13 protein-coding genes are annotated in these 13,386 nt (G+C 40.8%); all 13 read right to left on the bottom strand.

Features of this window, described 5'->3' with window-relative positions:
• Positions 1-6 precede the first annotated feature (6 nt).
• The 13 genes from pgsA to O0550_RS04580 all read right to left on the bottom strand — a co-directional run bounded on the left by pgsA (position 7) and on the right by O0550_RS04580 (position 13,311).
• On the bottom strand, positions 7-582 hold the full coding sequence (pgsA, locus tag O0550_RS04640; RefSeq protein ID WP_003337004.1) for a CDP-diacylglycerol--glycerol-3-phosphate 3-phosphatidyltransferase: 576 nt from the start codon (positions 580-582) through the stop codon (positions 7-9).
• The gene (rimO, locus tag O0550_RS04635) at positions 583-1,926 is read right to left on the bottom strand and encodes a 30S ribosomal protein S12 methylthiotransferase RimO (protein ID WP_003337003.1); all 1,344 of its coding nucleotides are present in this window, start codon (positions 1,924-1,926) and stop codon (positions 583-585) included.
• Positions 1,927-2,169: 243 nt separating this feature from the next.
• Positions 2,170-3,096 (bottom strand): helix-turn-helix domain-containing protein, encoded by a 927-nt coding sequence (locus O0550_RS04630; RefSeq protein WP_022584429.1) that lies wholly within the window; start codon positions 3,094-3,096, stop codon positions 2,170-2,172.
• Positions 3,097-3,108: 12 nt separating this feature from the next.
• Positions 3,109-3,900: a DUF3388 domain-containing protein gene (locus O0550_RS04625; RefSeq protein ID WP_018670903.1), complete on the bottom strand. Its 792-nt coding sequence runs from the start codon at positions 3,898-3,900 to the stop codon at positions 3,109-3,111.
• A 333-nt stretch (positions 3,901-4,233) separates the two neighbouring features.
• Positions 4,234-4,491: a DUF3243 domain-containing protein gene (locus tag O0550_RS04620; protein WP_003337000.1), complete on the bottom strand. Its 258-nt coding sequence runs from the start codon at positions 4,489-4,491 to the stop codon at positions 4,234-4,236.
• Positions 4,492-4,619: 128 nt separating this feature from the next.
• Positions 4,620-5,354, bottom strand: a complete 735-nt coding sequence (gene ymfI, locus O0550_RS04615) for an elongation factor P 5-aminopentanone reductase (protein WP_101668662.1) — start codon at positions 5,352-5,354, stop codon at positions 4,620-4,622.
• A 24-nt stretch (positions 5,355-5,378) separates the two neighbouring features.
• On the bottom strand, positions 5,379-6,662 hold the full coding sequence (gene yfmH, locus O0550_RS04610; protein WP_003336998.1) for an EF-P 5-aminopentanol modification-associated protein YfmH: 1,284 nt from the start codon (positions 6,660-6,662) through the stop codon (positions 5,379-5,381).
• A gap of 1 nt (position 6,663) precedes the next feature.
• Positions 6,664-7,959 carry an EF-P 5-aminopentanol modification-associated protein YfmF gene (gene yfmF, locus O0550_RS04605; RefSeq protein WP_258425690.1) on the bottom strand — a complete coding sequence of 432 codons (1,296 nt, stop codon included), beginning with the start codon at positions 7,957-7,959 and terminating at the stop codon, positions 6,664-6,666.
• Positions 7,960-8,140: 181 nt separating this feature from the next.
• Positions 8,141-8,296, bottom strand: a complete 156-nt coding sequence (locus tag O0550_RS04600; protein ID WP_003336995.1) for a hypothetical protein — start codon at positions 8,294-8,296, stop codon at positions 8,141-8,143.
• Positions 8,297-8,381: 85 nt separating this feature from the next.
• Positions 8,382-9,545 (bottom strand): stalk domain-containing protein, encoded by a 1,164-nt coding sequence (locus O0550_RS04595; protein ID WP_258425689.1) that lies wholly within the window; start codon positions 9,543-9,545, stop codon positions 8,382-8,384.
• Positions 9,546-9,744: 199 nt separating this feature from the next.
• Positions 9,745-10,698, bottom strand: a complete 954-nt coding sequence (locus O0550_RS04590) for an ABC transporter permease (protein ID WP_003336993.1) — start codon at positions 10,696-10,698, stop codon at positions 9,745-9,747.
• Positions 10,699-10,700: 2 nt separating this feature from the next.
• Positions 10,701-11,777 carry an ABC transporter permease gene (locus tag O0550_RS04585; protein WP_003336992.1) on the bottom strand — a complete coding sequence of 359 codons (1,077 nt, stop codon included), beginning with the start codon at positions 11,775-11,777 and terminating at the stop codon, positions 10,701-10,703.
• On the bottom strand, positions 11,770-13,311 hold the full coding sequence (locus tag O0550_RS04580) for an ABC transporter ATP-binding protein (protein WP_003336991.1): 1,542 nt from the start codon (positions 13,309-13,311) through the stop codon (positions 11,770-11,772). The genes O0550_RS04585 and O0550_RS04580 overlap by 8 nt, the downstream gene beginning before the upstream one ends.
• Positions 13,312-13,386: the final 75 nt, after the last annotated feature.

Below are 13,386 nucleotides of genomic sequence, written 5' to 3'. Positions count from 1 at the left end.
AATCTTTTACGAATATTGAATGACATTGCGATTCTTAGAAAAATAGTCATACCCCGACCAAAGGGTAATCAGGACCATTGCCCAAATCGCGATTTTGTCAAAAGGTATGCCGACAAATTCAAACGGGAAATTATTCATCATTAAGACAGCAATCGCTACGATTTGAACCCAGGTCTTAATTTTTCCCCACGCGCTTGCGGCAATAACCTTTCCTTCCGCCGCTGCAATCATTCGTAGACCTGTCACTGCAAATTCCCGACTAATAATCACTATAACGACCCACGCTTCGATTCGTTGCATCTCAACAAGAGAAATAAGTGAAGCCGATACCAACAATTTGTCCGCCAGTGGATCTAAAAATTTGCCCAAATTCGTAACAATCTTCCGCTTACGGGCAATGTACCCATCTAGACCATCTGTGCTGGCTGCCAAGATGAATACCAAAGCCGCTATCAGCTCATTGTACGTCATAGTTAGAGTCCCGATGGTAAACGTGCCAAATTTGTATTCTACTAGTAGAAAAAACATGACGACAGGAACCAGAAAAATTCTGGCAAGCGTGATGCGGTTGGCAAGATTCAACTAAATAACCTCCCCAGCTAGATCATAATCGTATGAGTGGGTAATTCTCACCTTTACAATCTTACCTAGTTCTCCTTGATAATTTGAAATAAAGACTTCCCCATCGATTTCTGGAGCATCGTATTGGGTACGGCCTACGTAAATGTTGTTTCTACCTTCGTATCTCTCTACTAGGACATCCAATACCTTACCCACGTATTGACCATTCTTCTCGTTAGCAATCTCACGTTGAATCTCCATCAATATATTAGCGCGTTTTTCTTTGACATCCTCATCAATCTGATCAGGCAGGCGTGTCGCAGGAGTATCGTCTTCATTCGAATACGTAAACACACCTAGACGATCAAACTTAATGTCTTTCACAAAATCACAGAGCTTCAAGAAATCCTCTTCTGTTTCCCCTGGGAACCCAACAATTAAAGAGGTTCTCAAAGCTACATCCGGTACTTCAGCGCGGATTTTAGCAACAAGCTTACGAATATCGGTTTGACGTCCCGGACGGCGCATCCGTTTCAGAATGGCGTCCTCTGAGTGTTGCAAAGGCATATCAATATACTTACAAACTTTCGGGTTTTTAGCAAATGTTTCAATTAACTCATCTGTAAAGAACCCTGGGTATGCATAGTGTAGTCGAACCCACTCAATGCCGTCTACTTCAGACAGTCTGTTCAATAGCTCAGGTAGCATTAGCTTACCGTATAAATCCATACCGTAGTTCGTTGAATCCTGGGCGATTAGCGAAATTTCCACAATGCCTTTCGTTGCCAGATATGTCGCTTCCTCTACGATAGATTCGATTGAACGACTGCGAAATTTACCGCGCATGAGTGGGATACTACAGAATGTGCAATTGTTATCACAGCCTTCTGCAATTTTGGTATATGTTGTATAAGTTCCTTCTTTTACCTTACGTTTAACCACTTGCTCGTAGTTAAACACGGGATTGCCGATCAGGCTTGTACGTTTACCAATGAGCGTGTCTTCAATCACGTTAATAATTGACATAAAATCGCCGGTTCCAACAATACCATCCACTTCAGGAATCTCATGTAATAAATCTTCTTTATAGCGTTGGGTTAAACAGCCAGCTACTACCAACGACTTTAATTTTCCGCTCTCTTTTAACTCGGCCATGTCTAAAATCTTGTTCACAGACTCTTCTTTTGCAGCATCGATGAATCCACAGGTATTCACGATAACGACAGTTGCATCATCTGGATTATCAACTAACTCATAACCCTTCTCATCGATCAGATGTGCCATCATATCTGAATCGACCAGATTCTTCTCACAACCCAAGGTTACTATGGCAACCTTTTCACGGGGTGTTGTCTTTTCGGTCATTTCTCTTCCTCCAATTGCATATTCCAGCCCAAATTCACCTAACCAGTATAATATAAGCAAAGGCGAGTAGTCAAAAAGAGTAGCACTTAAAATCAACCGTTTTCAAGCGTTCAAAGCCTGTATCCTATATGGGTTAACTCTGATTGCAGATACAATCATGTTAGCTTATAAATAAGTCCTTCTGCTAAAAAACTCCCGTCTCACTTTTGATAGTGAAACGGGAGTCCATGAGCTTATAAAAAGTTATTGTGCCGGCACTTCGTCTTTTTGCAAAGTGAAATTAAACTTAGCCGTTTGCGCTTTAATATCACTCATTGTGATTGGAACCTGGTTAACTACTATTTCAATAGCAGGGGAATAACCTACATGCAGAAAAGCAGTATCTTGTGCCTCTATTGTTTTTTCTTCGCCTTTTTGAAGAGTAGATTCAAATAGTTTTTTCCCTCGATCTTTATCTCGCACCTGTACCCAGCAAGCACCATGGGTTGCTTTAATCGTCACTGAGATTTTATCCGTATTACCAACCTTATAATTGTAAGTCTTTCCTTGCTGGGATTCAAAAGTAAGTGTACCCGCAGCCCCAGCCCCATCCGTCTCAGGTAAATTCTCATCAGGCATCGTAACATCTGGGGGAGTTGTCGTTGCCGGCGGTGTAGCTGTTCCAGGAGTAGTCGGAACCTGTCCTTGACCCGGAGTTTGATTCGGCGTAGGAGTCCCTCCTCCACCTTGTGTGGTATCAATGATACCTTCAGCGGGCTTTTGCACAGTAGGTGGTGTACTATCCCGGTTCACTAGTGCCATATAAGCAACGCCAAGAACTAAGATGATAAATAGTGTTAATAAAGTAGGAGCTACCCAGCTACCGGTTTGAAAAGGTGATCGCCTTTGAACCACATGGCGTCTTTGTAATCGTTCCACCTCTTCTTGTGGCGGTTGGGATGGCAAGTCGGCCTGGTAATGCTCTACGATCTGATTAGGATCCAATCCTACCGCTTCCGCATAGCTTTTGATAAAAGCTCTTGCATAAAAGTGGCCGGGTAACATGTGAAAATCTCCCCGCTCAATCGCTTCTAAATATCTGGTTTGGATTTTTGTCATTTTTTGTATATCATTGAGCGAGATTCCTTTTTCTTCTCTTGCTCTCTTCAATACTTGGCCGAGCTCAGACACAATGTAGCCTCCTTACGTCATCTCGAAGTCATTAAAACTTCTCGTGTTGATTAATTCATATGTAATCTCTTCATCGGGATGATGTCTCAACTCAATAATGTAGTGGAAATCAGACAGCTTGTACTCTGTCTCTCTTGCAAAAATATCAGGGTGTTCAATGACTTTAGTAGCTGGGAAAGCCATAATCTCACGCAACAAGCTGTGATGACGTTCCGTTGAACGCATGGTTGAGACGATCCCATCAATCAAATATACATGATTAGCTGTCATTTCATCAACGGTCAAGGAACTACGAACTGTTTGTCTTAATAAAGTTGATGAAATAAACGTCCAGCGCTTATTGGAGGATACACTGGCTGCGATCATAGACTCTGTTTTACCTACCCGAGGCATTCCACGAATTCCGATTAATTGATGCCCCTCTTTTTTAAATAGCTCTCCTAGAAAATCAACCAGAATTCCTAATTCGTCACGAATAAAGCGAAACGTTTTTTTATCTTCCGCATCACGTTCGATATAACGTCCGTGACGAACAGCTAGACGGTCAAGCATGGTAGGTGGACGTAGCTTGTTAATTTCAATATTGCTTACTTTTAACAACAGGCTACGCAAGGCTTCAATCTTATCATTGTCATCTGTGGATAATAACATTCCTCGCGTATTGGTTTGAACACCATTAATTGTACGAATGTTGATGTTAAGCATCCCCAGAATAGAAGCTAAGTCTCCTAGCAAACCAGGACGATCCTTTATTAAGCGATATTCTAAATACCACTCAAAAAATTCCTTCTCCTCCGTGAGCATCATGTATCCCCTTTTTTTCTGTAAGAACAATCCTACTTGTTCTTCCCCCGTGATAGATGGCTTTTCAACAATAGTATACCATTTGCATGTAGAAGGACAAAGAAAAAATGCAGAAAACATGCCAATGATACCAATAAAAATTCTTTTACTGCACTTTATCAGCGGTTCGCTCTTTTGTTTATCAATAATCATTTCTATGCGCCGTTCAACTTATTATTCTCTTATAAAAAATACGCTTATTTTAATCTGTCTGCTTTTCTTACATTCCTTCGTATAAAAAACAGCCCTTACGTCTTTTCTAACGTAAGAGCTACTTTTCCTCAAAAGAAAAATCTATTCCATTTTACCATCGCTTACAAGCTTAACCATGACACTAGCTAGGGCGCGACGTTGCTCGTCATCACCAGCATCCCATAGTTGTTTAAGTAAACGTTCTTGTTCGTTTTTCGGATCAACCTGATCAGCAAGGTATCCACCGATTTGAAATGCTACATTTTGAATGGTATCGGAGTTCATACCAGCTTGTGTAGCTTGTTGGACACGTTCAGATAAAAAACCTTTCCAATCACTAAAGTTATCAAGTACTGACATCCCAATCCCTCCTTAAGCACTCTTCGGACGCTTTTTCATGTCCGCTCAGAATTAGAATGCGTTTCAGTCCTGATTTTTATACAAGAAGAAGGAAAAGTTACTGAGCTTTTACATCCATGTTTTCATTTCTAGGTATGCCAGCCACCATTAACTGAAATGGTTTGACCAGTAATATACCCGGCCTCCTTTTGGAATAAGAAGGAAACCGCTGCGGCTATCTCTTCTGGTCGTCCAAGTCGTCCCATTGGAATTTCTTCGGATACAGCCTCTCTTTCTTCCAAAGTAAACCGATCCATCATTCCACCTAAAATAGCACCTGGCGAGACCGCATTGACTGTAATGTGGTTACGTGCCACTTCTTTAGCCAATGCTTTTGTAAAACTAAGAATAGCACCTTTTGTCATGGAATATAAAACCTCACACGATGCACCTATCTCTCCCCATATGGAGGAGATGGTAACAATTCGCCCAAATCTAGCCTGTAGCATTGCTGGAAGTCCTTGCTGCGATACAAAAAAACAAGAGCCTATGTTAACTCGAACCAATTGATCAAATAATTCTGGGGTCACGTCGCTCAAGAGACCTACATGATCAATCGAAGCATTATTAACGATATACAATGGCTTCACTGGCATTTGACTAAACATAGCCGCGACTGCATCAGGTTGAGATAAGTCAGCCTGTAGCGCAATCGCCGGCACATTTTTGCTTTCACAATACGCTAACAATACGTTTATTTTATCTTTCTGTGTGTTGTAATGAAGATATAGGGGGATTGATTCGTCTGCCAGCTTCCGGGCAATAGCTTGCCCAATCTCACCGGAAGCTCCCGTAACCAATGCCCATGCTTGCTTGTCTTCCATGTATTTCTCCTCTTCCCCGGTTGCCTATGCCTGTGAACGTACGATCGAGACCGCCATCTGACTTTCTTGTAGATGGTCATGCATACGTTTTTGTACATCCTCTAACGTAATTTTTTCTAAAGTAGGTACGATTTCAAACAAATCAATTCCATTAAATTTATAACTAGTAAATTGATTAGCAATAAATTCAAGGGAATTTAACGAGCGCAGGAAAAGTCCGATTCTTCTCCGTTTTTGTCGTTGGAACGATTCCTCATCAATTCCTCGCGCTTTCGCCTCCTTGATTTCCTGTGTGATAACGCTAACTAGCTTTTCGGGATCAGGTGTATCGCCGCCTAGAATCGTATAGCCGTAATCCGTCTCGTTGCTGTAATCAAAATCAAAGGATTCTGTAAGGAGTCCTTCGTCATAATATCTTTGGTAAAAACTAGAGCTGTTTCCAAACAGCAACTCTAGCATCAATTTTGTCGTTAGTTCACGTTTTAGCAGCTCTTCACCAAATAATTGGTTTTTCACTTCTTTAAATCCGATGTATATTTTAGGGATTGCCACGGAAAGATGAGCTTCCACAAGCTTTTCTCCCACTTCAGTCGGTTCGTCTGGGAAAAAGCGTTCAATGATCGGGGCTGGTGGAAAACTTTTCGCTTGCTGATTACTACGAATCAATTCACCAATCTGATCTTTATCAAATCCTCCCACCACAAATAACACCATGTTGCTTGGATGGTAAAAGGTCTCATAGCATTGATACAGCATGTCTTTTGTGATCGGTGTAATGGTTTCGATTGTTCCAGCGATCTCGATTCGTACCGGATATTTTTGATACATGGCTTTCAACAAATTAACATATACTTTCCAATCCGGATTATCATCGTACATTTGAATTTCTTGACCAATAATTCCTTTTTCTTTTTCAACGCTTGCTTCAGAAAAATAAGGTTCCTGTACGAAATCCAGTAATATCTTCAAATTCTCCTCTACTTTGTCCGTAGAAGAAAAAAGGTAAGCTGTCCGGTTAAAGCTGGTAAATGCATTATAAGAAGCACCGTTGCGGGAAAAATCCTGAAATACGTCACGATCTTCCTTTTCAAATAGCTTATGCTCCAAAAAATGGGCAATACCATCAGGTACATTGATGGTCTCTTGGTTATTTAATCGGAAATGGCTATCATTTGAACCATAGCGGGTTGTAAAAACGGCATAGGTCTTGCTAAAGCCTTCCTTTGGCAACAAATAGACTGATAAGCCGTTTGGCAGTTTTTCATGATAGAGTGTTTCATTTAACTGATCAAATGTTACTGTTTTCACCCTATTCCCCACCCTTCTTATCGCGTAGTAGATAAATCGTATCGAGTTCAATTTTTTTAGCTACATGGACAACATCCTGCACGTTCACTTTTTCAATCTCAGACAGCAGGGTTTGTAAATCACGGTTTCTGCCGCTTATGACTCCGTTATAGGCAAAATCCACCATCATTCTACCGCTATCAAGCAATTCTTTAAATTGATTGTACAAGGTAGCTTTCGTCATATCCATTTCTTCCTGACTAATCTCGCCATTTTCCATCATCGTCATCTGTTCCTTGATGATGGTGACCGCTTTTTCATAATTATTGACATCAATACCTGACATCATCATTACTACGCCTTTATGGCTTTCCAAACGAGACACGGCATAATAAGCCAAGCTAGCCTTTTCACGTACATTTAAAAAGAGCTTGGAATGTGGGAATCCACCTAAAATCCCGTTATACACAAGCAAAGCAGGATAATCATCGTCTTTATATACAATATTGGTACGGCATCCTATGTTTAGCTTAGCCTGATTTACATCCATGCGATCTACAATTGTTTTTTGTTCAGTAACCTGCTTAGAGACCTGCTGAATGTTTAGATGGCTTTTATGCTGGGAGGGCAGCTGAAGATGCTTCTTACATAAAGCGGTAATCTCCTCTTCCTTCACATCGCCCACTACAAAGATTTCAAGAGGGTTATTATTTATAACTTGATGATAATATTCGGTAAGTGAAGCGGCATCTAGCTTTGTAACGTTATCTATTGTGCCGAATGCAGAAATAGCATATGGTTCACCCTTAAACATTTCTTCCGTAATCCGTTGATTTGCGTATCTCATTTTATCATTAACGATGCTTTCAATTTTTTTCGTTAAGGATTTTTTCTCTGCTTCAACATATGTGCTGTCAAACTGATCGTTAACCAAATAGGGGCGAGTAAGGATATCTCCAACAAACTCTATCGCGTCTTCAACTAATGACTGGCTTCCGCTTACATATTTTTCATTTGGAACCTCCATATATAGCTGGAGGACTTGGCGCTCCCCTTTTTTGGCTACATCAACGTCAAAAATAGCCCCATACAAATAATCAAGATGCTGACGAAGCTTTTGTGGTTCAGGAAAACGAGCTGTTGCACGCTTTAACACCATGGCAAGCAAAGCGGTTTTCGATGCATTTTCCTCCGTTAATTCCTGTTCAATGTTTACGATCATCGTAATTGATTTAAACTTTTTGGTCTGTAAAATATGTAGATTCATGCCATTTACCTGAGATTTCGTAAAAGCAATCTCCTGTGCCTTTTCAGCCATATGATTCGTCTCCCTCCTTATTTACGTACCTATTCTTTATTTTACCCAAAATAGGTAGCTTTCAGCAAAATGATTACATCAAATGTATGCCACACAACTGTACTCTTATACATCGTAGTTCATTCCAACAAAAAAGACTGATGAGTGAAAAACTCAACAGCCTTTTCTGTAATGCCCTTCCTTAAAAATCACTTGTATCCCAATCGCTAAGCATCTCCACACTAGTATCGCTAGAGTCAAAACGACCACAGTCCGGATTTAAGCAGAGAATGCCATGTAATTGATTGTCCAAAAACACATGACCATTTACAAACCCACAGTATGGACATTCCCACATTTTGATACACCCCTTATGCTTTTTATCTCAAAGTAGTGTACCCATTCCCTGTCTAGGATATAAGTATGGCATATATCATATGCTTTTACTTCGTCGATTGGATTTCAGTCGTTTCCAGATATTTAAGGAAAAAATAAGGATTAACAGCTTTACCTGTCTGATTGCTGTACAGGCCAAAATGCAGGTGAGGAGAAAACATACCTGTAGTTTCCATCGGTCCGTACCCGGTATCGCCTACAAAGCCTATTAACTGACCTGCTTTAACAGAACTACCCACCTTTATTTCGGGAGCAAAAGCGCTCAAATGGGCATAGTACACCCGATACTTGCCAGAGGAATGTGTAATATTAACTCTCCATCCTCCCATGCTATTCCACCCTAAGCGATTAATGACTCCATTCGTTGATGAAAAGACAGGGACTCCATGAAAAGCCATTATATCAATGCCTTCATGATTTCTACCTTGAGCATCTGCGCCCCATGTTCGTTCATCCCCATATGTATTGTAAACCTGTTCATACCATGTACCTTTTTGCAAGGGGAAGACACTTTGCTTGGGGGCTAAGGCTTGATCAATGTTCCCTAGATATTGCTGCTTAGATTGTATGTCTAATGGTTTCCATGTCTGATTATACATACTAATGACTGGAATAGTCAGCGTCATTCCCTGGCGTATCTCTTCCTTTGTTAGACGAGAAGCATTCTGTATCGCCGAAATAGGCACACCAAATTTTTGACTAATCGACCATAACGAGTCCCCGGCCTGTACCGTATAAGTTGCTGGAGAGGTTTTAGTAGCCACCATTGCTACCTTCGATTGTTCATTATAATTTACCTTATAGCCTAATAATTCACTTATCGAACGTAAAGGGACTAAAATACGTCCTTCCTTTACTATAGGGGAAACATCTAGGCTATGCTTTTTTCCATTCCCCCAAGCTGTTTTTTGATTCACCCTATAAGTGAATTCGTTTGTTTTTGTCTTAATAACTACTTGCTTCGTTGATGCCTGATAAGTAACTTGTGCCTTAGTAGCTTCTGAAACAGCACGAATCGGTACCAGCATACGATTATTCACAATTTGTGGTTCTACATCTGTTTTTAAACCCTTTCCATCTACCATAAGGAAAACACGTGGCACAGAAGCAGCCTGTACTTGTATAGGGTTAATCCAGGAAATGGATAACAAGGCAGCACCCACCAGACTCCTTACTAACCATCGGCTCGTACTCCTTCGTAATCTGTTCATGTAAATATCCTCCTTATCCAAGTCAAACTTGTCCCATTATCCCATAGGTTACAAAAGGGTATCTATGCATAATTACTGGTAAAAAGTAGCCGAACAAGAAAAACCACCCTTCCGGACGGAAAGGTGGCCATTGATTTTTTAGCTAGATTTACCTTTAAATACATGTAGATTCTTATTAGAAATAGATAAATACCGTTTACTAACGAGAACCTGTTTCATATGGTTCACCACTTGCTTTTGGAGCACGTGATTTACCAACAAGACCAGCAAGTACCAAGATCGTCAATACGTATGGCAACATGTAGATAAATTCAACTGGAATGTATTTGGTAAGTCCAAATACTTGTACAAGTGTTTTAACAGCTTGAGCTAATCCGAAAAACAGAGCTGCTCCCATAGCACCTACTGGATGCCACTTACCAAAAATCATCGCTGCAAGTGCAATAAAACCTTGTCCAGAAATCGTGTTGTGAGAGAAATTTGATGTTGTTGTTAAAGCAACAGTTGCTCCACCCAACGCTGCCAAAGCTCCACTCAGCATAACCGCAATGTAACGAACACGAAATACATTAATACCGGCTGTATCAGCGGCACGCGGATGTTCCCCTACAGAGCGAAGTCTTAAGCCAAACTGAGTTTTAAACAGTACGAACCAAACGATTGCCACTGTGATAAATGCCAAATAACTTGTAGGATATGCTTGGAACAAAGCACGGCCCAGGAAAGGAATTTCACTTAAAAACGGGATGTCCCATTTGGAAAATACAACGCTCAATGTTTTGGTTTGACCAGCACCATCAAAAATGATTTTGGTAAGATATACTGCCAAACCTGTTGCCAAGAAGTTAAGAGCAACACCACTTACTACTTGATTGGATTTAAACGTAATCGAAGCCGCTGCATGTGGCAGGGAAAAAATAATACCACCAATACAAGCCGCGATTAAACCAATCCAAGGTGCGTACGGTGCTGGCTCCATAAAGTAAGTAACAACTGCTCCAATGAAAGCTCCCATTACCATGAGGCCTTCCAGCGCAATGTTAACTACCCCGGAACGTTCAGAAATAACACCGCCAAGTGCCGCGAAAATGAGGGCTGTGGAAAATACGATCGTGTCATGTAAGAGATCGCCACCAATGGTTAGCCATTGCATCTTTACAGCACCTCCTTCTTATTCTTCTTAGATAAAACAGGTTTTAAAATAAATCTTACAATACCATGAGCGGCAACGAAGAAGATTACAGAGGCAATTACCACACGAATTAACTCTACAGGTACGCCTGCTCCCATCTTCATTCCATTTGCTCCAAAGGACAATATTCCAAATAAAATAGCACCTAATACTACCCCAATTGGAGTATTACCACCAATTAATGCAACTGCGATTCCATCAAAGCCATACCCAGGCTGAGCGGCCATAATAGCTTGATAATGGAACACCCCTAGAATTTCAGCGGCTCCACCCATACCTGCCATACAACCTGAAATAAACATAGCTTTAATAACGTTATTATTTACATTCATACCAGCATATTGTGCCGCATGCGGGTTAAAGCCTGTCGCACGAAGCTCAAAGCCTGTTTTTGTTTTCCAAAGAACAATATAGAAAAGGAGAGCTAAAACAAGAGCAAGCAATGTTCCCCAATGCATACGTGCACTTTCAAACATTTGAGACAGCCAGCCAATTGCAATAGACGCTGATTCCTTAATATTTTCAGAACGCTGTTGTCCTTCTGGAACCAATGTAGTCACCAGAATAAAGTTCACCATATACAAAGCAATCCAGTTCATCATGATTGTAGTAATAACCTCGTGGACACCACGTGCAGCTTTTAACCAACCTGCAAAAGCCGCCCACAGCCCACCGACAATTGTACTAACAATAATGGTTAATGGAGCATGAATATAGGCAGGTAAGTCCAGCTTTACACCGAGGTAAACAGCTGTAATCATACCCATCATGAATTGGCCCTCTACTCCGATGTTAAAAAGACCAGTACGGAAAGCAAAAGCAACAGCCAGTCCACTAAAAATCAAAGGGGTGATCTGGCGAATCGTTTCACCAAAATTATAGGCGTCACCAAATACTTTCTTGACCAGAGAACCATAGGCTAACAATGGATCAAATCCACCTGCTAGCATCGCAATCGCCCCGACGATGAGTCCAAGCAGAATCGCAACAACAGGAACGATGAAAGAATCCTTCGTAAAAATCTTAAATACACTATTCATCCTGTTCGCCTCCTTGAATGCGTTTTCCACCTGACATCATCAACCCGAGCTCTTGTTCACTCGTTGTTTTCGGATCAACAATACCAACGATTTCACCTTCATAAATAACAGCGATCCGATCGGAAACATTGCGTATCTCATCCAGCTCAAACGAAATGAGTAGAACCGCTTTTCCCTTATCGCGTTGTTCAATTAGGCGTTTATGAATAAATTCAATCGCACCTACATCCAGCCCGCGTGTCGGCTGAGCTGCAATCAACAGATCAGGATTCTTGTTCACTTCACGTGCAATTATCGCTTTCTGTTGGTTACCACCCGACAGAGCGCGTGCTAGTGTATGTATCCCTGGCGTACGAACATCGAATTCTTCAATAAGCTTTTCTGCATGTTTGTTAATCGCATCATAATTCAAAAATCCATTTTTATTAAATTCAGGGTGGAAATAAGTCTCTAGAACAATGTTTTCAGCCATGTTAAAATCGAGAACTAAACCATGCTTATGTCGATCCTCTGGTATATTAGATAGTCCTGATTCAGAAATAAAACGCGGAGTTTTATTGGTTAAGTCCTTACCATTTAGAGTTACTGAGCCTTCCTGACACTTACGTAGCCCCGTTAACACTTCAATCAATTCAGACTGACCGTTGCCGTCAACTCCCGCAATTCCAAGAATTTCACCAGCCTTAACATCAAAGCTGATTTTATTTAGGGCATTAACTCCACGATTACCCATTGCTGTTACATTTTTCACAGATAGACTTGCTTCTTTAGGATTAGCAGGCTTTTTATCTACAGAAAACGTTACGTCACGCCCAACCATTTTGGAAGCCAATTCATCTGGATTCGTATCTTTAATAGCTAGAGAGTCGATAGTCTTACCACGGCGAATAATGGTGACACTATCACAAATTGCCATAATCTCTTTTAGCTTATGGGTGATTAAGATAATGGTTTTTCCTTCTTTAACCAAATTACGCATAATCTCTATTAACTCGGAAATTTCCTGCGGTGTAAGAACAGCCGTTGGTTCGTCAAAAATGAGGATATTAGCTCCGCGGTACAAGGTTTTAAGAATCTCAACGCGTTGTTGCATCCCTACTGAGATGTCTTCAATCTTTGCATACGGGTCAACCTTGAGCCCATACTGTTCAGATAGTGCTTGTACCTTTTTAGCCGCTGAATTGATATCTATCTTCAAACCATTCTTTGGTTCTTTTCCTAGAATAATATTTTCCGTAACGGTAAACGGTTCGACAAGCATAAAGTGTTGGTGAACCATTCCAATACCCAATTCGTTAGCAACATTTGGACTGGTGATTTTCACTGGTGTTTCATTAAGTAAAATCTCACCCTCATCAGGCTGATACAACCCAAATAGAATATTCATTAGAGTGGATTTACCTGCACCATTTTCACCTAAGAGCGCGTGAATCTCGCCCTTTTTTACTTTAAGTTGAATATTATCATTTGCAATAATTCCTGGAAAGCGCTTCGTTATTCCGCGCATTTCTACTACAGTTTTTACGTCTTTCATTTCACTCACCCCGTTTTTCTGGGTAATAATCCACAAGTAACTCTGTACAAGGCAACAACAAGGCTAGTCATGAAA

It is taken from the genome of Brevibacillus halotolerans (assembly GCF_026891775.1).
Taxonomy (GTDB): Bacteria; Bacillota; Bacilli; order Brevibacillales; family Brevibacillaceae; genus Brevibacillus_B; species Brevibacillus_B halotolerans.
This window is presented reverse-complemented; position numbering and strand designations above follow the sequence as displayed.